This window comes from Sandaracinus amylolyticus (assembly GCF_000737325.1).
In the GTDB taxonomy this organism is placed as follows: domain Bacteria; phylum Myxococcota_A; class Polyangia; order Polyangiales; family Sandaracinaceae; genus Sandaracinus; species Sandaracinus amylolyticus.
This window is the reverse complement of the sequence record NZ_CP011125.1, coordinates 1,226,091-1,246,802: the sequence shown is the minus strand read 5'-3', so window position 1 is coordinate 1,246,802 and position 20,712 is coordinate 1,226,091. Positions and strand designations below refer to the sequence as shown.

Annotated in this window: 20 protein-coding genes; 11 read left to right on the top strand and 9 right to left on the bottom strand. The window is 71.3% G+C overall.

Features of this window, described 5'->3' with window-relative positions; genetic code table 11:
- Positions 1–21: 21 nt before the first annotated feature.
- From ntrB to corA, 5 genes are all read left to right on the top strand, one after another.
- The gene (ntrB, locus tag DB32_RS05140; RefSeq protein ID WP_053231302.1) at positions 22–813 is read left to right on the top strand and encodes a nitrate ABC transporter permease; all 792 of its coding nucleotides are present in this window, start codon (positions 22–24) and stop codon (positions 811–813) included.
- 1 nt (position 814) lies between these two features.
- On the top strand, positions 815–1,636 hold the full coding sequence (locus tag DB32_RS47960; RefSeq protein ID WP_053231301.1) for an ABC transporter ATP-binding protein: 822 nt from the start codon (positions 815–817) through the stop codon (positions 1,634–1,636).
- The gene (locus DB32_RS47955; RefSeq protein ID WP_075097452.1) at positions 1,633–2,514 is read left to right on the top strand and encodes an ABC transporter ATP-binding protein; all 882 of its coding nucleotides are present in this window, start codon (positions 1,633–1,635) and stop codon (positions 2,512–2,514) included. The genes DB32_RS47960 and DB32_RS47955 overlap by 4 nt, the downstream gene beginning before the upstream one ends.
- A 205-nt stretch (positions 2,515–2,719) precedes the next feature.
- Positions 2,720–4,201, top strand: coding sequence for an alginate export family protein (locus tag DB32_RS05125; protein ID WP_053231300.1), 1,482 nt, complete (start codon positions 2,720–2,722; stop codon positions 4,199–4,201).
- A gap of 42 nt (positions 4,202–4,243) precedes the next feature.
- Positions 4,244–5,224: a magnesium/cobalt transporter CorA gene (gene corA / locus DB32_RS05120; RefSeq protein ID WP_053231299.1), complete on the top strand. Its 981-nt coding sequence runs from the start codon at positions 4,244–4,246 to the stop codon at positions 5,222–5,224.
- 83 nt (positions 5,225–5,307) lie between these two features.
- Here the strand turns inward: corA and DB32_RS05115 are convergent, their stop codons facing one another.
- Positions 5,308–6,429 (bottom strand): quinone-dependent dihydroorotate dehydrogenase, encoded by a 1,122-nt coding sequence (locus tag DB32_RS05115; protein WP_053231298.1) that lies wholly within the window; start codon positions 6,427–6,429, stop codon positions 5,308–5,310.
- 82 nt (positions 6,430–6,511) lie between these two features.
- On the opposite strand from DB32_RS05115, the gene DB32_RS47950 reads away from it, so the two are divergent.
- Genes DB32_RS47950 through DB32_RS05100 form a run of 3 tightly spaced genes read left to right on the top strand, consistent with a single transcriptional unit; the run spans position 6,512 to position 8,814 of the window.
- Entirely contained in the window at positions 6,512–7,123 is a 612-nt protein-coding gene (locus tag DB32_RS47950; protein ID WP_169791345.1) for a hypothetical protein, read from the top strand.
- Positions 7,120–8,118 (top strand): HTTM domain-containing protein, encoded by a 999-nt coding sequence (locus DB32_RS47945; protein WP_053231296.1) that lies wholly within the window; start codon positions 7,120–7,122, stop codon positions 8,116–8,118. The genes DB32_RS47950 and DB32_RS47945 overlap by 4 nt, the downstream gene beginning before the upstream one ends.
- A 30-nt stretch (positions 8,119–8,148) precedes the next feature.
- Complete coding sequence (locus DB32_RS05100) at positions 8,149–8,814, top strand: hypothetical protein (protein ID WP_157068740.1); 666 nt, start codon at positions 8,149–8,151, stop codon at positions 8,812–8,814.
- A gap of 213 nt (positions 8,815–9,027) precedes the next feature.
- On the opposite strand, the gene DB32_RS05095 is transcribed toward DB32_RS05100, so the two are convergent.
- The 6 genes from DB32_RS05095 to DB32_RS05070 form a co-directional block, all read right to left on the bottom strand.
- Entirely contained in the window at positions 9,028–9,957 is a 930-nt protein-coding gene (locus tag DB32_RS05095; RefSeq protein ID WP_157068739.1) for a hypothetical protein, read from the bottom strand.
- A 60-nt stretch (positions 9,958–10,017) separates the two neighbouring features.
- Positions 10,018–10,506, bottom strand: coding sequence for a c-type cytochrome (locus DB32_RS05090; protein ID WP_053231293.1), 489 nt, complete (start codon positions 10,504–10,506; stop codon positions 10,018–10,020).
- Positions 10,507–10,644: 138 nt separating this feature from the next.
- Complete coding sequence (locus DB32_RS05085) at positions 10,645–11,862, bottom strand: MFS transporter (RefSeq protein WP_053231292.1); 1,218 nt, start codon at positions 11,860–11,862, stop codon at positions 10,645–10,647.
- A complete protein-coding gene (locus tag DB32_RS05080) occupies positions 11,859–13,106 on the bottom strand; it encodes an MFS transporter (RefSeq protein WP_053231291.1) in 1,248 nt (415 codons plus the stop codon). The genes DB32_RS05085 and DB32_RS05080 overlap by 4 nt, the downstream gene beginning before the upstream one ends.
- Before the next feature lie 171 nt (positions 13,107–13,277).
- Positions 13,278–13,904 (bottom strand): methyltransferase family protein, encoded by a 627-nt coding sequence (locus DB32_RS05075; protein WP_053231290.1) that lies wholly within the window; start codon positions 13,902–13,904, stop codon positions 13,278–13,280.
- 200 nt (positions 13,905–14,104) lie between these two features.
- Positions 14,105–15,547: an SPW repeat domain-containing protein gene (locus DB32_RS05070; protein WP_053231289.1), complete on the bottom strand. Its 1,443-nt coding sequence runs from the start codon at positions 15,545–15,547 to the stop codon at positions 14,105–14,107.
- Between the two features lie 117 nt (positions 15,548–15,664).
- On the opposite strand from DB32_RS05070, the gene DB32_RS05065 reads away from it, so the two are divergent.
- On the top strand, positions 15,665–16,939 hold the full coding sequence (locus tag DB32_RS05065; protein ID WP_053231288.1) for a putative sensor domain DACNV-containing protein: 1,275 nt from the start codon (positions 15,665–15,667) through the stop codon (positions 16,937–16,939).
- Positions 16,940–16,989: 50 nt separating this feature from the next.
- On the opposite strand, the gene DB32_RS05060 is transcribed toward DB32_RS05065, so the two are convergent.
- Positions 16,990–17,418 (bottom strand): peptidoglycan-binding domain-containing protein, encoded by a 429-nt coding sequence (locus tag DB32_RS05060; protein WP_053231287.1) that lies wholly within the window; start codon positions 17,416–17,418, stop codon positions 16,990–16,992.
- An 8-nt stretch (positions 17,419–17,426) separates the two neighbouring features.
- Positions 17,427–17,621 carry a hypothetical protein gene (locus DB32_RS05055; protein WP_053231286.1) on the bottom strand — a complete coding sequence of 65 codons (195 nt, stop codon included), beginning with the start codon at positions 17,619–17,621 and terminating at the stop codon, positions 17,427–17,429.
- 23 nt (positions 17,622–17,644) lie between these two features.
- On the opposite strand from DB32_RS05055, the gene DB32_RS05050 reads away from it, so the two are divergent.
- Both DB32_RS05050 and aspS read left to right on the top strand, forming a co-directional pair.
- On the top strand, positions 17,645–18,775 hold the full coding sequence (locus tag DB32_RS05050) for a hypothetical protein (RefSeq protein ID WP_053231285.1): 1,131 nt from the start codon (positions 17,645–17,647) through the stop codon (positions 18,773–18,775).
- A 55-nt stretch (positions 18,776–18,830) separates the two neighbouring features.
- Entirely contained in the window at positions 18,831–20,693 is a 1,863-nt protein-coding gene (aspS, locus tag DB32_RS05045; RefSeq protein WP_053231284.1) for an aspartate--tRNA ligase, read from the top strand.
- Positions 20,694–20,712 lie beyond the last annotated feature (19 nt).

The window sequence follows — 20,712 nt, the reverse complement described above, 5'->3', positions numbered from 1 at the left end:
CGCTCGACAGAGGAGGCGCTGATGGAGCTCGTCCGCAAGGTGATGAGTCGCGATCGACTCGAGTCGTTGTTGCTCCCGGTGGTCGGAATCTTCGTGGTGCTCGGCGTCTGGGGTCTGATCAGCACGTTCGTCACGGACCTCCTGCCCAGTCCGATGGAGACGTGGGAGGCGAGCCGCCTGTACGTGCTCGAGCCGTTCGCCAAGCGTGGCGAGCTCGATCAGGGAATCCTGCGCTTCACGTGGTACTCGCTCATCCGAGTCGGGAAGGGCTATCTCCTCGGGCTCGTCTTCGCGGTGCCGCTCGGGCTGCTGCTCGGTCTCTCGCGCACCGCGCAGAAGGCGTTCGACCCGGTCGTGCAGGTGCTGCGCCCGGTGTCGCCGCTCGCGTGGCTGCCGCTCGGCCTCGTGCTCTTCCAACAGCCGGAGCCCGCGGGCACGTTCGCGATCGCGATGTGCTCGATGTGGCCGACGGTGATGAACACCGCGTTCGGCATCCGCGCGATCCCCCAGGACTACCTCAACGTCGCGCGCGTGCTGAAGCTCTCGCGCACCAAGACGCTCTTCAAGATCCTGTTGCCCGCGGCGCTGCCCGCGATGTTCACCGGATTCCGACTCTCGCTCGGCATCGCGTGGCTGGTGATCGTCGCGAGCGAGATGCTCACCGGACAGCCCGGCATCGGTGGGTTCCTCTGGCAGGAGTACAATTCGCTCGTCTACGAGCACCTGATTCTGTGCATCGTGACGATCGGTGTCGTCGGCTTCCTCCTCGATCGCCTGATGGCGGCGGTCGAGCTGCGCGTGAAGGCGGCCTGACGTGGAGCCGCTCGTCGCGCTGCGCGGTGTGTCGAAGGGATTCGCGAGCGGCGGCTCGCGCGTCGAGGTGCTGCACGGAATCGACCTCACGATCGAGCGCGGTGAGCTCGTCGCGATCGTCGGCTATTCGGGTGCCGGGAAGACCACGCTGGTCTCGCTGATCGCGGGATTGCTGGCGCCCGACACGGGCACGGTGCGATTCGCCGGCGCGCCGGTGACCGGCCCGGGCACCGATCGCGGCGTGGTGTTCCAGAGCTATTCACTGCTGCCCTGGCTCAGCGTGCACGAGAACGTGCTGCTCGCCGTCGAGGCCGCGTTCCCCGCGTGGGATCGCACGAAGCACGCGCAGCACGCGGATCGCTACGTCGCGATGGTCGGCCTCGCGCCGGCGCGCGACAAGACGCCGGGACAGCTCTCGGGCGGCATGCGCCAGCGCGTGGCAGTCGCGCGCGCGCTCGCGATGGAGCCCGAGCTCCTGATCCTGGACGAGCCGCTCTCGGCGCTCGACGCGCTCACGCGCGGGAAGCTGCAGGGCGAGCTCGAGCGCATCTGCGTGCGCAGCGGAAAGACGATCCTGCTGATCACGAACGACGTCGACGAGGCGCTGCTGCTCGCGGATCGCATCGTGCCGCTCGGCGCGGGACCGCGCGCGACGCTCGGCCCCTCGTTCCGCGTCGAGCTGCCGCGACCGCGCGACAAGCGCGCGCTGCAGCACGATCACACCTACAAGGAGACGCGCGCTGCGATCGGCGAGCACCTGCTCGCGAGCTCGCCGCGCGCGAAGCGTCGCGTCGCAGGCGCGACGGCGGAGGTCGCACGATGAGCGCGCGTCACCTGGTGCTCTCGGGCATCGCGAAGAGCTTCGATGGTCCCTCCGGGCGACAGCGCGTCGTCGACGGCTTCGATCTCGAGGTCGAGGCGCGCGAGCTCGTCGCGCTGATCGGTCACTCGGGATGCGGGAAGTCGACCGTGCTCTCGATGGTCGCGGGGCTCACGAAGCCGGACGTCGGCTCGATCGTGCTCGGCGGACGCGCGGTGAAGGACCCCGGGCCCGATCGCGGCATGGTGTTCCAGTCGGCGTGCCTGCTGCCCTGGATGACCGCGCTGCAGAACGTGCTGCTCGCGGTCGAGCAGGTGATGCCGAGCGCGACGCGCGCGCAGCAGCGCGCATCCGCGATGCACTACCTCGAGCTCGTCGGGCTCGACGACGCGGCGGCTCGCAAGCCGGCCGAGCTCTCGATGGGCATGCGCCAGCGCGTGGGCCTCGCGCGCGCGTTCGCGTGCAGGCCCGACGTGCTGCTCCTCGACGAGCCGTTCGGCATGCTCGACTCGATCACGAGGATGGAGCTGCAGGACGTGCTGCTCTCGCTCTGGAGCGAGCACCGCATCACCGCGCTGATGGTCACCCACGACGTCGACGAGGCGCTGCTGCTCTCGGATCGTGTGGTGATGATGACCTCGGGCCCCCACGCGCACGTGGGCGAGATCCTCGAGGTCGCGCTCGAGCGCCCGCGGAACCGGCGGATGCTCGTCGAGGACGCGCGCTTCGACGCGATGCGCGAGCGTGTGATCGGCTTCCTCGAGGAGCGCGCCGGTCATCACGCAGCACCGACCGACGAAGAGCGCGACGAGCTCGAGTCGCTCTCGCTCGCCGAGCCGTCCTCGAAAGCCGAAGCGACGATCAGCGGCAGCGCACCTTAGTCGCGATCACCGCCGACGCCGCGGTCACCACCGATCGAAACGCCGAGCCGACGACGCGCACGCGTCGCGCGGAGAGGCCCGCTCACGCCTTGGATTCCAACTGCGCGCACCGGCGATCTCGAGCCGGTCCACGGGGGTCGTCATGCGTCTTGTCCAACGTTCGAAACGCTCACACTCGCTCGCGGCGGCGCGCTCGGCGATCGCCGTGATCGGCATCGCGCTCGGGCACGCCGAGGTCGCGCTCGCGCAGAGCAGCGCGCCCGCGGAGCCGAGGCCGATCGAAGAGGCGATCACGCCCGTCTCGGATCCCGAGGTCGCGCCGGCGCCCGACGTGCCTCCTCCCGAGAGCGCGCCCGCGCCCGAGGCGCAGAGCGCACCGGTCGAGGCTGCGCCGATCATGCCGGCGGCCGCGCCCGCGGTCGTCGCGACGCCCGCCGCGTCCACGCCGCCGTCGGTGCCGTGGGGGTTCGAGCTCGCGGGCATCGAGTGGCGCCCTTCGCTCGAGGCGCGCGCGCGCGGCGAGCTGCGCACCGGCGCGTACGTGGGCGAGGCGGATCAAGGGATCGTCACGTTCCGCGCGCGCATCGGGATGGACGCGCGCTGGGAGCTGCTGCGTGCCTTCGTGCAGGTGCAGGACGCGCGCGACTTCGGTGTGACGCCGGGCGCGCAGAGCGGAGGCTCGACTGGCATCCATCAGGGCTTCTTCGAGATCGGAGACGGCAGCAGCTATGCGCGCGCCGGACGTCAGGAGATCGACTACGGCAGTGGACGACTGATCGGCTCGCTCAACTGGGCCTCTGCGGCGCGCAGCTTCGACGCGCTCCGCGTGCACACGCAGCAGGGTGAATTCTCGCTCGACGGATTCGGCGCCGTGGTGCGCACGCCGCGCACGCTGAATTGGCCCGATGGAACGCCGCGCTCGAGCGAGGGTGACTATGCGGGCGGCATCGCGGCGGAGTGGTCGCCCGGAGAGGCGCTCCGGCTCGGCGGATATGCGCTCTATCGCCACGACGGGCCGACCGAGGCCCCCGCGGGCACCGACATGATGGCGGCCGGGCAGTGGCTCGATCGACATCGCGACATCGGCGCGTTCTCGCTGCGCGCGAGTGGCAACGTCGAGCGTCGATTGCGCTACGAGGTGGAGCTCGTGCTCGAGGCGGGCCGCGTCGGGGACGACGACTTCCTCGCAGCGGGCATGATCGGCGAGGCGCACTACAAGCTCGATGCGCCCTGGAGCCCGGAGATCGGAGTCGGCGGGAGCTTCGGGACCGGTGAGAGCGCCGATGGGACGTGGAACGAATTCGACAACTTCTTCCCGACCAATCACCTCATCTATGGCCTCCTCGATCTCTTCGGGCTGCGAAATCAGACGCACGGATTCGCGCGCTTCGGGCTGACTCCCATCGATCGTCAGCTGAGCGTGTGGGCCGCGGGGCGCGTCTATCGCTTCGTCGAGCCCGGCGCGCGATGGACGAACGCGGGCGGCGCGGTGGTCGGGCGCAATCCGATGAACACCGACGAGTTCGCGGGCGTGGAGGTCGACGTCGAGGCGCGGTGGACGCCGATCGATCACCTCGCGATCTGGGGCGGCTACGGCGCGTTCATCCCGGGCGGCGGCGCCGCGAGCCTCGGTCACCCGGATCCGATGCACTGGGGCTACCTGATGGTGGGCGTTCTCGTTCCATGACCCACACACGTCGTCGGGCGCACGAGAGTACAATCGTGCGCCGTGACGACTCGCATCCTCGCGCTCCGCACGACCGACTCCGCGCCGGTCGACGCCACGATCGACGAGCTGCCTGCGCTGCTCGCCGATCCGACGACGCTCGTCTGGGTCGACATGCTCGACTGCGGCGAGAGCGACCGGCGCATCCTCGAGGGGATCTTCAAGTTCCACCCGATGGTCGTCGAGGACATGCTCGCCGACGCGCCGACGCCGAAGCTCGAGCGGTTCGACGGCTACCTCTACATCGTCTTCCACGCGCTCTTGACCGGCTGGGAGAAGTCGCACGAGCTGCCGATCGGCGATCTCGACGTGATGCTCGGGCGGAACTTCCTGCTGACGAGCCACAGCAAGCTGATCGCGTCCGTCGAGAACGCGTGGACGCAGGTCCGGAAGAAGCCCGAGCTCATGCGCAAGGGCACCGCGTACGTCGCGTACCTGATCGCCGACGTGCTCAGCGAGCGATACCTGCCGCTGATGGAGAAGCTCGATCACGAGATCGACGCGCTCGAGACCTCGATCATGAAAGATCCGGGGCCGCATCTCCTGCAGCAGATCATGGACCTCAAGCACAAGCTGCAGCGCCTGCGGCGGGTGGGCCTGCACCAGCGCGAGGTGCTCAATCGTCTGTCGCGCGGGGATCGCGAGATGGAGATCATCCCCGAGGACGTGCGGCCCTTCTTCCGCGACGCCTACGACAACTTCGTGCGCGTGGTGGACCTCAACGACAGCTTCCGCGACATCGTGAGCTCGTCGATGGAGGTCTATCTCAGCATGCAGGGGCACAAGCTGAACGAGATCATGAAGGTGCTGACCTTGATCTCGACGATCATGCTGCCCCTGACGTTCATCGCGGGCGTCTACGGCATGAACTTCGAGAACATGCCGGAGCTCCACATGCGCTGGGGGTACTACGGCGCGTGGACTGCGATGTTGGTGACGGCCGTCGGATTCTTCACGTACTTCAAGAGGAAGAAGTGGCTGTGAGCCGCGCGACGGACGATTCGTCCATCAGAGCGCGCGATGACAGCCGGTTCGGCTGTGTCAGCGCGTCCGCGTAGACGATTCGACTATCGGGGGTGAGCGTCGGGCGTCGCGCGCGCGTCGGCGCCGATCGCGTCGCTCACTCTCGTGAAGCCGTCGCGCTTCGCGAGCGTGAGCAGGTCGCGCGCGATGCGGCTCGGGAGCGTGGGGCCGCCGTAGATGAAGCCGGTGTAGAGCTGGACGAGCGTCGCGCCGGCGCGGATTCGCTGCCACGCCTGCTCGGCGGTCTCGATGCCGCCGACCGAGACGAGCACGAGGCGATCTCCGACGCGCGCGCGCAGGCGACGGAGCACCGCGAGCGAGCGATCGTGGAGCGGTGCGCCGCTGAGGCCTCCGGCGCCGATCTGCTTCACGACGTCGTCGGGGGTGCGCAGGCCGTCGCGGCGGATCGTCGTGTTCGTCGCGACGATGCCCGCGAGGCCGAGCTCGAGCGCGAGGTCCGCGACCGCGTCGACGTCGTCGTCGGAGAGGTCGGGCGCGATCTTCACGAGCAGCGCGGGGCGCCGGTCGGCGCACGTGCGCTCGATCGTGCGCTGCACCGCCGCGAGGAGCGGGCGCAGCTTCTCGACCGCCTGGAGATCGCGCAGCCCGGGCGTGTTCGGCGAGCTGACGTTGACGACGACGTAGTCGGCGAGCGGCGCGAGGCGCGCGGTGGACGCTTCGTAGTCGGCGATCGCGGCGTCCTCGGTGACGATCTTCGTCTTGCCGACGTTCACGCCGACGATGCCGCGCGCGCGGGCGCGCTTCGCGAGGCGTCGCTCCGCGTCCTCGGCCCCGCGGTTGTTGAAGCCGAGGCGGTTGATCAGCCCGCGATCCGCGGAGAGCCGGAACATGCGCGGCTTCGGGTTCCCGGGCTGCGCCTGCGCGGTCACGGTGCCGATCTCGACGAAGCCGAACCCGATCGCGAGCAGCGCGTCGTGGCCCTCGGCGTTCTTGTCGAAGCCCGCGGCGAGCCCGACCGGCGCGTCGAACGTCAGGCCGAGCGCGTCCACGCGCAGCGCGGGATCGCGCGGGCGGAAGAGCGCGCGCAGCACCGCGGTGACGCCCGGGATCGCAGTCGCGAAGCGCAGCGCGCCGAACGCGAGGTGATGCGCGGTCTCGGCGGGCAAGAGGAAGAGGAGCGGCCTCAAGAACCAGCGGTAGAGCATCGGCGGCGGCGAAGATGGATCGAGCGCGGCGTGCCGTCGAAGTACGCTCTCGGCCGCGATGGTCTTCGGTGTCCGGGCGCACGTGCGCGCAGCGCTCATCCTCTTCGCGCTCGTGGGGAGCTGCATCGAGGGTCTGCCGGTGCCGCGCGTCGACTCCACCCAGCTCTCGCGGCCGGTCGGCCGTCGCGAGCTCGAGCGGTGGACGCGCATCCTCCGCGGCGCGGGCATGGACGTCGACGAGACGACGCTGCGCACCCGCGTGGTCGAGATCAGCAGCGAGCTGACGGTGGTGCACGATCGCGCGCGCGATCCGCTGCGACGCTGGTTCGAGCTCACGCACACCACGCAGCGCTGGTCGCTCTTCCCCGTCGCGGATCCCGATCCGGACTGGATGCACGTCGATGCGCGCATCGACGGCGAGTGGACGCTGCTCTATCGACCGAACGATCCCGAGCACGCGTTCCTCGCGAGCACGCTCGAGTACCGGCGGGTGCGCGCGGTGTGGAACCCCGGCAGCGGCGGGACACGCGCCGATCACCCGCGCTTCGTCGACTGGCTCGCGCACGAGATCTTCGCGCGGCGCGACGACGTCGACGCGGTGCGCGTGCGCTACCTCCGCCATCACGTGAGCCTCCCCGGCGAGCCGCCCGATCCCGAGACGCGCTGGATGTTCGACGAGGTGCGCGAGCGATGATCCGGCTCCGCTCGCGATGGCGCGCGTGGGTCGCGCTCTGTGCCGAGGAAGAGCGCGCGACGGTGCTCGCAGTGGTGCGCATCGGCGTCGCGTCGGTGCTTCTCGCGGATCTGCTGATCGCCGCGCGACATGGGCTCGTCGACACGCTGTGGGGCCCTTCGAGCGCGGGCGGCTTCGGCGCGATGGACACGCTCGAGCCCTCGCCGGTGCTCGCGTGGCGATGGCTCGGCGCGAGCCTCGCGACGACGCGCCTCGTGTACGGCGTCGCGGTCGCGAGCGCGCTCGCGATGGTGCTCGGTGTCTTCAGTCGCACGAGCACGCTGGTGCTCGCCATGGCGCTCTCGCAGCTCGCCGCGATCCTGCCGCAAGCGGATCGCGGGATCGACGCGGTGCTGCGCAACGCGCTGTTCCTCCTCGCGTGCAGCGGGTGCGGGCGCGCGCTCTCCATCGACGCGTGGCGCGAGCACGGGCGGTGGCTGCCCGACGTGCGGATCCCCGCGTGGCCACGGCGGCTGATCGTCGTGCAGCTGCTGTGGATGTACTTCAGCGCGGGAGTTCACAAGTCGCAGCTCACGTGGTGGCCGCCCGGCGACTTCGCGGCGCTCTACGTGGTGCTCTCGGATCCACACTTCGCGTCGTACGACTTCTCCTCGTGGCTCGCGCACGTCTATCCGCTCACGCAGCTCGCGACCGCGGCGACGATGGCGTTCGAGATCGGCGCGCCGGTGATGGGGCTCGCGCTCTGGTATCGACGCACCGCGCATCGCGGCGGACGGATGCGCGCGGCGTTCGCGTTCCTGCGCGTGCGCGAGGTGTGGCTCGCGCTCGGCATCGGCTTCCACGTCGCGCTGATCTTCTCGCTGCGGCTCGGGATCTTCCCGTGGGGGATGCTCGCGCTCTATCCCGCGTTCCTCACGCCGAGCGAGCTCGATGCGCTCGTGGCACGCGTGCGAGCGACGATGCGGCGCGGAGCGCGGCCGATCGGCGCGTGCTAGTACGGGGCCGTGCACAGCGGGAGTCCAGGGGTGAGGGCGCTGACACAAGAGGAGCGACGGCTCCGCCTCGTGCTCGAGGCGCTCGAGGTGCTCGCGGACGACGGCGAAGCGCGCGAGATCGTCGCGGACGCGCTCTCGATGGCGGGCCGCACGGCGGTGCCATCGATCGCCGACGGAATGCGATCTTTCCTCTCGGTGCACATGCTCGACGCGGTCGAGGCACGGCTCGGCGCGGACGCGGCGGATCGCTTCGACGAGTCGATCGATCTCGTGCTGCGCGCGGCGGCGGTCGAGCACGAGAGCGCGCCCGCGCCGCGACGCGGTGGGCACGGTCGCCTGGTGCTCGTCGCGTCGTCGGAGCCGGAGCGCGTCGCGCAGATCGCGAGGGCGCTCTCGAAGCACGCCGACGTGGAAGCGATCCCCGAGCCGAGCGCGCTGCCGGCGATGGTGTGGGCCGATCTCGCGTCGGCGATCGTGATCGACTGGGCGCGCTGTCCGCTCGACACCGATGCGATCGACGAGCTCGCGGCCGGGATGAAGACGGGCGGCAGGCTCGTGCTGTGGGGCGCGCCGCGCGAGGTCGAGGCGCGGTTCCTGGAGATCGGGCGCGCGACGTGGCTGAGCGTGGCGAGGACCGCGGGGGCTGGGCACGTCGCGGGGATCGTGCTGGCGCTTCTGTCGGACGAGACTCGGTAGCGCGGATCGCCGCGCGGGGGCTTCGGCCACGCGGGAAGGCGACTCGGTGTGTGTGGCTGGAGGACGCGTGGCGCGCGAGGGAGCTTCGCGTCGTCGCTGTGCTGGTCCCGTGCACGAGATGAGTCCGGGGACGCGGACTCGGAAGTCCACGGCGTGGACTCGGAAGTCCACGGCGTGGACTCCGTCCCCTTCGCGCGTGGGTCGCCGTGAGCGTCAGCGCGCGCGGCGCGTGAGCCAGCGGTCGATCTCGGTCGCGATCGGGGCCGCGAATCGATCGGCGCGCTCGCTCACGACGCGCATCTCGTCGAACGGCTCGTAGCGCTCGACCAGGAGGTCGCGGCGGATCTCGAGGCACAGCACCTGGCCTCGATGACGCGTGGCGAAGCGGTGCGCCTGGGTGCTCGGGTGCAGGGTGTACGCGCCGCCCTCGACGGCTTCGTGGCCCAGCGCGCGGTATGCGGTGACGAGCGCTTCCGGCATGCCCTCGGGCGCGAGGAGCTCGCCCTGCGGGGTGCGCGTGATGAGATCGATCTCCGGGCGCACCGGCCAGCGCGCCCACGCGTCGGGCTCGTGTGCGGCGCGCAGCGCGTGCACGATGTCGTCGTCGATCTTCGCGATGCCCATCGTGCGCGGGCCATAGGTGTGCGGCGTGAGCGCGAAGCCGCCCGCGCCGCAGACGTGCTCGTACGCACGATCGATCACCGCGACGTACGCGCGGTGCAGCTCGAGCAAGAGCGCGATGTCGCTCGCGTCGCGCACGTAGGGCGCGACACCCGCCGTCATCCCGCCGGTCGCGAGCGACTCCGCCGCGTCCTCGAGGCGGTTCGTGTCGACGAACGTGCGCGGGATCAGGCACCGCACGAGCAGCGCCGATCGCTCGGGACGCGCCGCGATCACGCGCTCCGCGACACGACGTCCGTACTCCCACGCGCCGACGTCGGTGTTGACGTGGAAGAACACGTGGAGGTCCTCGGGCAGCGCGCCTCGCATGCGCGCGCGCAGCGCGTCGTAGTGCGCCCGGCGATCGGCGCCGTGCGGGACCTCGACGAGCAGCGCGGGAGGCGCGTCGTGATCGGCGCGTGGACCGTCGAGGCGCTCGACGTGCGCGACGCCGTCGAGCGACGCGAGGGGAACGGACTGCATCATCGCGCGAGATGCTGCCACATGTGGCGGCGCGCCCACCGCCACACGTGGCGAGCTCGATCACTCGCAGGTGTCCTCGACCTCGTTCTCGATCGGCGCGAGCGATCGCAGGTACTCCGCGATGTCGCACGCCTGTGCCTCGGTCATCCCGGTGGTGCGGTAGCGGATCATGATCGGGCAGAGCACCTCGCCCTCGGGCGTGACCCCGTCGAGCGTGGCCTTCGCGATCTCGCCGGTCGTCCACTCGGCGAGCCCGGTGTCGTCGGGCGTGAGGTTCGAGGACGCGAACCCCGACCCACCGCGCTGGCCCGCGAAGTCCGCGTTGTGGCAGGACGCGATCCCGCACGTGCTCATCGCCGGTGCTTGCCCCGTCTCCGCGTTCGCGCCGGTGCAGTCGATCGCGGCGACCGCCGCGTCGTCGCCGGCGCCGCCGTCCTGCTGCTGCCCGCCACCGCCCTCGTCGTCGCCCCCGCACGCGGTCGCGGCGACGCCGATGGCGACGCAAGAGAGCACGATGGCGATGCGCCTCGTCGATTCGTTCCGACTCATGGTCCTCCTCTCGTGAGCAGGCCACGTCGGTGCACGAACCATGACTCTCGGAAATCGGCTCGCCCGCCGGTCCCTATCGTCCGCGCGCTTCGCGCGCTCCCGTCCGGGACCTGCGGGACGAGCACTCCGGCAGGGACTTCAGCGTGCGTCGTGCTCTTCGGGGCGATCGACGTCGCGCAGCTGCGGGAAGAGGAACGCCCAGATCACCGTCACGAGCAGCGTCCCGACGCCTCCGAGCACCACCGCGGGCACGGTGCCGAGCCACGCCGCGGTGACGCCGCTCTCGAGCTCGCCGAGCTCGTTCGAGGCGCCGATGAACACCATGTTCACGGCCGCGACGCGACCGCGCATCTCCGGCGGCGTGGTGATCTGCACGACGGTCTGGCGGATCACCACGCTGACCATGTCGGCACCACCGAGCACCGCGAGCGCGGCGAGCGACAGCGGGAAGCTGCGCGACACTCCGAACACGATCGTCGCGACGCCGAAGAGCCCTACGCACGCGAACATCGTGAGGCCGGCGCGACGTCGCAGCGGACGGAACGCGAGCACCAGCGCGACCAAGCCGGCGCCGACCGCCGGTGCCGCGCGCAGGAAGCCGAAGCCCCGCTCGTCGACGTGCAGGATGTCGCGCGCGTAGATCGGCATCAGCGCGACCGCGCCGCCGAGCAGCACCGCGAACAGATCGAGCGAGATCGCGCCGAGGATCACCGGGTGCTCGCGCACGTAGCGCACGCCCGCGAGCAGGCGCGTGAGCCCGGAGCCGCGGCGCTCCTGGCGCTCGGGCGCGTAGCGCATCGCGAGCAGCGCGGAGACCGCGAGCACCTCGAGCACCGCGCTCGTCGCGAACGCGCTCGGCGCGCCACCGGCGGCGATCACGAAGCCCGCGAGCGCCGGGCCCGCGATGGTCGCGAGCTGGAACGTGATCGAGCCGAGCGCGATGCCCTGCGCGAGCTCCGCGGGCGGGACCAGCGCGGGCAGGAGCGCTTGCGCCGCGGGGCCCGCGAACGCGCGCGCGCACCCGAAGAGCGCGAGCACGACGTAGATCGGCGCGGTGCCGAGCTCCGGGTGCGCGGCGGTCCACGCGAGCAGCGTCGCGCAGAGCGCGATCACGCCGTGGCAGACCGCGATCACCGCGCGGCGATCGAAGCGATCCGCGACGTCGCCGGTGATCGGCGAGAGCAGGAAGAGCGGCGCGAACTGCGCGAGCCCGACCATGCCGAGCGCCATCGCGTCCTGGGTGCGCTCGTAGACCTGCCACGCGATCGCGACCGACATCATCTGGATCGCGACCACCGACACCAGGCGCACGCCCTGGTAGATCAGGAACGCGCGATGTCGCAGCGGGCCCTTCATCGATCGCGAGAGGACGCGACGGGCACGGGGTCGAGCGCGGCGACGATGCGCTCGCTGCGCGCGACGCGCGACTCGACGGCGAGCATCAGCACCGGCGTCGCGATCATGAGCGCCATCGCGGTCCACGCGACGCGATCCATGTGCACGAGCGCGCCGCCCGCGCCCTCGACGAGGAGCTGCGAGCCGAGGAACGCGCCGGCGGCGGAGCCGAGGTGCTGGACCATCGACTGCAGCGACATGAAGCGCGCGCGCTCCTCGGGCGAAGGCACCTTCGAGGTGAGCGTGCTGTAGCTGACGTTGCGCATGCCGCTCGCGAACATGAAGCCCACGAACACCGGGAGCACCGGCATCCACGGCGGCGACCACACGAACCCGATCCACGTCACGACGACGATCAGCACGGTGCCGATCGCCTGGACGCGGAACGAGCCGATGCGATCGACGAGCCGACCGATCGGACGCATCGTCGCGAAGTTGAGCAGCCCGCCGGCGCCGTAGAGCAGACCGAGGTGCTCGCGCGGATAGTGCAGGTTGAGCTGCACGTACGACGCGATGTTCGGGATGAGGACGAACCCGCCCATCATCGCGACCCACGTCATCGCGTACGAGAGCAGCGTGACGGGGCGCGTGAGCAGGTGACGGAACCCGTCGAGCGCGGGCTCGTGCTCGATGTCGAGGTGCGCGCGCATCGAGGGCAGCACGAGCCACGCGGCGATCGACGCGATCAGCGCGAGGGCGCCGGTCGCGACGAACGGCGTGTGCCAGCTGCCGCGCTGCGCGAGCTCGAGCGCGACGGGCACGCCGACGATCGACGCGATCGAGAACGCGATCATCACCGTGCCGAGCGCGCGACCGCGGCGCTCGCCGGGGATCACGTCGGCGAGGATCGACATCGCGACCGACGTCGCGGGGCCGCCGAACGCGCCTGCGACGACGCGCGCGAGGAGCAGCGACTCGAGCCCGGTCGCGAGCGCGCCGCCGACGGTGCCGATCGCGAGGCCGAGCAGCGAGAGCGCGAGCGCGGGGCGACGATCGAAGCGGTCGAGGAAGAACGCGCCGGCGAAGCCCGAGAGCGCCGCGGAGAGCGTGTACGCGCCGCCGATCGTGCCGAGGTGCGAGAGCGGGATGCCGAGGTCGCCCGCGAAGTCGGGGCCGAGCGGCATCACGATCATGAAGTCGAGGATGTTGACGAACTGGACCGCTGCGAGGAGCAGGATGATGCGTCGTTCGTCCTTCGGGCTCATGCAGCGCGGTCCGGGGAGCGGGATGGTGCTCCGCCGCGATCCCTGGTGCCAGGGGTCATCGAGCGCCAGCTCAGCCCAGGTGGAGTGCTCGCTGGCGGTGGGCCCGCACGGGAGCGTGCGCGGCACGCGGACGGGAGGGCCCTGCGGCGGCGAGCCGATCTGGACACTCTCTCACCACACGCCGGGCACGAGTCGATGCCGAGTCCGCGTCGCGTAGGCACTCCACGCGTCGTCGTGCGCGAGCAGCGCTTCCTCGGCGCGGATGCGCGGGACGAGCGTGAGCAGCACGAGCGCGCCGAGCACGAGCGCGATCCACCACGCGCTCGCGGCGCCCGCGGCGATCACCATGCCGAGCTCGCACGCGTACGCAGGATGTCGCACCACGCGATAGGGCCCGCGCCCGACGACCTCGCGGCGTGCGGGCAGGATCGAGAACGAGCGACCGAGCGTCAGCAGCGACGCGAGCGCGCCGATCGCCATCGCGACGAAGACGACGACGCTCGCGATGGGCCACTCGCTCGGCGCGATGCGCAGCGCGATGCCCCCGAGCGCGATCGAGGGAATCGCGGAGAGGAGCGCGCGCGTGTCGCCGTGGGTGCGCGCGGGCCCGCGCCAGAGGAAGAGCGCGCCGACGCCGCCGTTGAGCAGCGCGACCGAGAGGCGCACGGCGAGCGGCGGACCGCCGTCGTGGAGGAAGAGACCGGCGGCCCAGATCCAGACGGAAACGCCGAGGACCGCGTCGAGCGCGAGCTCGGCGCGGTCCCGATGAGCGACGTCGTCGGACGAGACGCGTCGCAATCAGTAGATGATCCAGCCCCACCCGAAGGTGAGGGAGAGGACGTCGAACACGACGATCGCCCCGATGAAGAGGACCGTTCCGAGGACCTTGCCGCCGCCGTTGTCGCCCATCGTTCCCTCCCTTGCGCTCCCCTGAGCCGCTCGAACGAGCGTCCCAGAAAGCTACGAGGGGTGGAAGAGGATCTTCCCGTGCGCGGCGCTCAGACGACGAAGCGGTCCCAGGTCCCGTATCGCTCGACGCGGCCGGTGCGCGGCAGCGCGAGGAGCGCGATCCCGACGCCGAGCGCGATCCCGAGGATGCGCGCGTCGGTCGCGTGCACGCCGAGCACGATCGGCAGGATCGCGATCGCCGCGCCGACGAGCACGTTCGCGTAGCGCGCGGCGCGGAACACCTCGCCGGTCGCGATCAGCGCGAACGCGACCGCGAGCGCACCGCCGACGTGCAGCGCGTCGGCCGCGCCGCCGTCGAGCCCGATCAGCGCGGGCAGCATCATCACCAGCGCGCCGAGCAGCACCGACGCGATCAGGTTCCACGTCGCGCTCGCGCCCCAGAGCGAGGCGCGCACGATCTCGCTCGGCCGCTCGCGCGCCTCGGCGAGATCGGGCGTGCGCGCGTCGTCGCGCCCTTCGCGCAGCGGCTCGTCGATCGTGCCGGCGCGGACGCGCGCGAGGTGCTGGAAGGCCGCGATCACCTCGTCGCCGACCAGCGCGATCAAGATCAGCGCGAGCGCCGACGAGACGAGGCGCGGCGTGCTCCACGCGTCGCTCGTGACCGAGTGCACGATCGTGATCGCGACGTGCGCGAGGCCGAGCGGGATCACGAGCGCGCCCTGCAGCACGACGACCCACGGCGCGGTGCGCCAGCGCGCCGGGCCGGCGACGAATCCGACGAGCATCACGAACGTGAACACGAACGCCGCGAGCGCCGCGTCGGAGATCATCCACGGGCTCGACGCGGCCAGGTCGGTCGCGCTCGCGGTCTGGCGCACGAAGAGCGGCTCCCACGCGCGCTCGTCGTAGCCGAGCTGGAACGCCGCGAGCGAGCGCGCGACGAGGAACGCCGCGAGCGCGAGCACGATCGTGACGACGCGCTGCGGCCAGCTCGAGGGATCGTAGGACCACCCGGGCGGCACGGCGGCCGCGTTGCTCTTCGCGAAGATGCCCTCGTCGATCGCGCCGGGCACCAGCGCGCCGAGCGCGATGACGAGCATGCCGACGAGCGTGTCGTTCGCGTAGATGCTGGCGCTCGGCGCGGCGAGCACCACGGGCGCGAGGCTGAGCCACACGCCGACCCCGAGCGCGATCCGCCGCGCGATCGCGCGATGGGGCTCGAGCATGCGCCACGCGGCGAGCGTGAGGACCGCGCCGCAGATCACCTGGTTCCAGCGCGCGACCGTCGCGCGCGCGCTGCTCGGGATCCACGAGGCGCGCGTCGCTTCCGCGAGCACCTCTTCGCCGAACGTGAGCGGCGCGAGCATCAGCCAGACCCCGACGAGGAGCAGCGCGTAGCTCGCCCAGAGCGTGCGCGCGTGCTGCTCTTCGCGGATGCGGCGACGACGCGCGCTCCGGAGCGTGCCGTCGTCCGACCGTGTGACGCTGCGCCTCGCGGCGCGGCGTGACTCCTCGTGCTCGTGCTCCGACATGCGCAGCTCCGGGTGCGTGCAGCACGTGGAGCACCCCTCGTGCCGCCTGTCCGGGATCTCCGGCTTGCGCCATGTTCCGAAAAGGCGCGATCCAATGTCGCGCGGAGGTCGGCTCTCGTGACCGAGATCTTCCACTACCCCGACGATCTCGAAGCGCTCGTCGCGTCGCAGTGGCCGGCGGATCTATCGCCCGATCCGCTCGCCGAGTTCCGTCGCGCGCTCCTCGAGGTCGCGTACCACGCGTCGATGTTGCGCGAGGAAGGGCGCCCCGTGAGGGTGCGCGTCGCGCTGGCGCGCCAGCCCGAGCGCGAGGCGGAGGCGCTCCCCGCCGTCGGCCCGCTGGTGCTGCGCCTCGATCGCACGCGCCCCTTCCACGTCGACGAGCTGCGACGCATCGCGGTCGCCGCGCCGTTCGAGACCGCGGTCGTCGCCGTCGAGCCCGACGCGCGCGGCGAGCTGCGCATCTGGGGGATCATGACGACCGGCGCGCAGTGGCTGGCTCCGACGTGGGGCGGTCGGACGCGCGCGGTCGTGATGCTGCCGAAGACGGTCGTGCACGTGCGAGGCCCGGCGCGCATCTCGGTGCACGCCGGGGATCACTTCGTCGCGGGCCTCGAGGGCGGACGCCTCGTCACGCTGCGCACCGACGTGTTCTCGTCGCGGTGGATGCCCGCGCTCTTCGAGAGCGTGCGCAACGAGCTGGTGCAGCAGCACGCCGCGGAGCGCGCGCCCGACTGGCCCGCGCTCGACGAGTCGCTCGTGCGATCGATCTCGCAGCAGATGGTGCGGCGCGCGCTGTGGCTGATGCGCGAGGCGCACCACGGCGGGACCATCCTCTTCACCGAGCCCGACGCGCACGGCGAGGCGCTCTTCTCGACGCTCTTCCGCGCGAAGTATCGCTTCGCGCGCGAGCCTGCGCGCGCTCGCTACCGCGCGCTCCTGCGCGTGATCACGTCGGAGCTCGCGCGGGCGCGCGGCAACGGCGGACGGGCGATCACCGCCGACGACTTCGTCGTGCACTCGCACGACCTCGCGGAGATCGAGTCCGCGGTGTTCGAGCTGTCGCGCACCCTCGCGTCGCTCTCCGCGGTCGACGGCGCGGTGGTGCTCTCGAAGCGGTTCGAGCTGCTCGCGTTCGGTGTCGAGGTCGCGCCGCCGCACGGTCGCGTCGTGCACGACGGGCTCCGCGTCCATCGCGCGCTCGACACCGAGGGCGAGGTGACGATCGAGGACGACGAGGAGAACGTCGGGACACGCCACCGCGCCGCGTATCGCTTCGTCCAAGCGCACCCGACGGGGCTCGCGATCGTCGCCTCGCAGGACGGGACGATCCGCTTCGTCGCCTGCCACGACGGGCGCGTGACGTACTACGAGCAGCACGTCGCGGGCTGATCGCCGACGCGCCACGCGAGCTCGCGCGGCGCGTCGGCGACGCTGGTTCGTCAGCGCTTCGGCGTTCTCGGCGCGCCGCCGCCGACGTGCGACGTCGAGCTCGTCGGCGCCGCGGTGTGGCGCGCGTCGGGGATCGTGGGCGAGCGCGGCGTCTCCTCGGGGTAGTGCCGCGCCTCCGCGCCCGCGCCGCCCGACGTGCCCGGGAGCTTGCCCTGCGCGCGCAGCGCGAGCTCCTGCGCGTTCGGGAGCTTCGCGTTCCATCCGTACCCGATCTGCGCGTCCATCAGCTTCTTCGTGCCGTCGCCGACCAGGCCGTCGACGGTGTAGCCGAAGAGCGTCTGCAGCCGATGCACCGCGCGCTCGGTCTCCTCGCCGAAGATGCCGTCGGCCTTCACGTCGAACCCGAGCCGATGCAGCTTCTCCTGCACGTCGCGGACATCGTCACCGCGCATCCCGCGCTTCAGGATCTTCGTGCCCATTCACGCTCCTATCGCGGCGTGCGCCGCGTCTTGCGGGTCTCGTCGGATTCGCGCGCGGTGCGTCGCCGCTCGCGCTCCCGACGGGCCGCGTCGTCCTCGGTCGCCTCGGGCTCGTTCGTGAACGCGCCGTGCGTCCCGTGATCCGCCTGTTCTCCCGGCCCGCCGCGCATCCCGCCGGCGCCGCGCTTCTCACGCTCGGGCATCGCGTCCTCCTCTGGCCTCCGCCTTGCTCGGCGCGCCCGTCGACGTGCCGGACGGAATCGGGTTCAATCGAATCGTGGTGCGGAACGCAGTGCGTTTCTCCGTGCTCGCGCTCGCGCTCGCCGCGTGCGCGACGGGCGCCGAGGTGAGCCCACGCGGCCAGGACGGCGGTCGCCGCGACGCCGCGCGCGCGGGCGACGCCGGGGTCTGCGATCCCCCGTGCGGCACCTCCGAGACCTGCGTCGCGGGGTCCTGTGTCCCCGTCGCCGACTTCGACGACGACGGGATCGACGCGAGCGTCGACTGCGACGACGACGATCCCACGGTCTCCAGCACCGCCCAGCGCGACTGCGAAGGCGCGTGCGGCCCCGGCCTCCAGCGATGCGAGGACGGCGTGTGGAGCGCGTGCGACGCGCCCGCGAGCTGCGACTGCACGCCCGGCTCCGCGCCGCGCACCGTCGCGTGCGCGAGGTGCGGGACGCAGCGCCAGGTCTGCGTCGACGGATCGTGGACGAACGACGGAGACTGCATGGACGCCGGTGAGTGCTCTCCCGGTGACGTCGACACCGGCGGAGGGTGCGGCAACTGTGGGACCCAGCGCCGCACGTGCAGCGATGCGTGCACGTGGAGCGCGTTCGCGTGCGAGGGCGAAGGCGTGTGCGCGCCGGGCACGACGACGAGCGAGTCGCAGAGCTGCGCGTGTGGATCGCAGACGCGCACGCGCACCTGCGCGTCGTCGTGCACGTGGGGCGAGTTCGGCGCGTGGGGCGCGTGCACCGGCGGCGCGGGCTCGTGCACGCCGGGCACGACCGAGTCGCGCACCGTGCCCTGCGGCAACTGCGGGACGCAGATGCAGGCGCGCACCTGCTCGAGCGGCTGCGCGTGGGGCACGTGGACGAACGTCGGCGGGTGCGCCGGCGAAGGCGTCTGCGCGCCGGGCTCGCGCAGCGCGTGCTCGCCCACCGACGCGTGCGGCGAGCGCGTGTGCAACGGCTCATGCGGCTGGGGCGCGTGTCAGCCGGTCGCGGGCGCGGAGTGCCTGCATCGCAACGGCACGAACTTCCGGTCGTGCTCGCTCAGCAGCGGCGGGACGGGGCGGCAGTACTGCCTGCCGCCGGTCTACGGCTGCGCCTGGAGCGACATGTGCGCGCCCTGATCGCCGCGTCGTGACTGCGTGCTAGCCTCCCGGCCCTTTTCGTGACGGAGGCGGTGTGGCGCGGTTCATCGACGAGCTGAAGCGGACTCATTCGTGCGGGGCGCTGCGCGAGGGGAACGTCGGCGACGAGGTCGTGCTGTTCGGGTGGGTGCACTCGCGGCGCGATCACGGCGAGCTGATCTTCGTCGATCTCCGCGATCGCGACGGCATCACGCAGGTCGTGTTCGATCCCTCGGTCAGCAAGGACGCGTTCGCGGTCGGCGATCGCGCGCGCAGCGAGTGGGTCCTCGGGGTGCGCGCGAAGGTGCGCTCCCGCGGCGGCAACGTGAACGACAGGATCGCGACCGGCCGCATCGAGGTCGTCGCGCTCGAGGCGACGGTCTTCAACAAGGCCGAGACCCCCGTCTTCCCGATCGAAGACGAGATCGACACGAACGAGGAGAAGCGCCTCGAGCACCGCTACCTCGACCTCCGCCGGCCGAAGCTGCAGCGCAACATCATGACGCGCTCGCGCATCTACCATCACACGCGGAGCCACTTCCACGAGAACGGCTTCGTCGAGGTGGAGACGCCGATCTTCGTGAAGTACACGCCCGGCGGCGCCCGCAATTTCCTGGTGCCGGCGCGCCTCAACCCCGGCCTCTTCTACGCGCTCGCGGAGAGCCCGCAGCTCTTCAAGCAGCTGCTGATGGTCAGCGGCTTCGATCGCTACATCCAGATCGTGAAGTGCTTCCGGGACGAGGATCTGCGCGGCGATCGCCAGCCCGAGTTCACGCAGATCGACGTCGAGATGTCGTTCGTCAACCAGGACGACATCTTCGGGCTGATCGAGAAGCTCGTGGTGCGGCTCTGGAAGGAGCTGCTCGGCATCGATCTCACGCAGCGCTATCCGGGCGGCGTGTTCCCGCGCATGAAGTTCGAGGAGTCGATGCGCCGCTTCGGCAACGACAAGCCGGACATGCGCTTCGGGCTCGAGCACGTCGAGCTCACCGAGCTCGTGATCGCGCACGGCGGCGGCGGTGTGCCGCTGCTCGAGCCGATCGCGAAGAAGTTCGCGGACGGCACCTACCGTCGTGATCTGCCGGAAGAGATCGTGAAGGCGATCCGCGTCCCGGCGCAGCACGCGACGGCGATGTCGCGCACCGAGATCGACAAGCTCGAAGCGTTCGTGAAGCAGATGGGCGCCAAGGGCCTCGCGCGCGCGAAGGTCGGCCCGGGCGGCGAGTGGCAGCAGTCGCCGATGGCGAAGACCGCGACGAAGGAATTCGTCGCGGCGATGAACGCGGCGTGCGGCGCGGAAGAGGGCGATCTGCTGCTCTTCCAGTTCGGCCCCGAGGCGATGGTGCACACGGTGATGGCGAACCTTCGCCTGCACCTCGGCAAGAAGCTCGGGATGATCCCGCAGGTCGGCGCGGGCGGGGACTGGAACCTGCTCTGGGTCGTGGAGCCGCCGCTCTTCGAGCGCGCGGAGGACGGCAAGGGCTGGGTCGCGGCGCACCATCCGTTCACGCGCCCGCACGACGCGTCGTTGCCGATCCTCGACAAGGATCCCGGCAAGGTCCTCTGCTACCGCTACGACCTCGTGCTCAACGGCGTCGAGCTCGGCGGCGGGTCGATCCGTCTCCACGATCCCGACGTGCAGAAGAAGGTCTTCGAGGTCCTCGGCATCGGCGAGCAGGAAGCGACCGAGAAGTTCGGCTTCCTCCTCTCCGCGCTTCGTCACGGCGCGCCGCCGCACGGCGGCATCGCGCTCGGGCTCGATCGCCTCGCGATGCTGCTCACGGAGAGCGAGTCGCTCCGCGACGTGATCGCGTTCCCGAAGACCGGGAAGGGCAGCGACCTGATGACCGGCGCGCCCGGCCCGGTGATCCCGGAGCAGCTCGCCGAGCTCAAGGTCCGCTCGACCGCGGGCACCTGACGCGCGAGGGCTCGCGCAC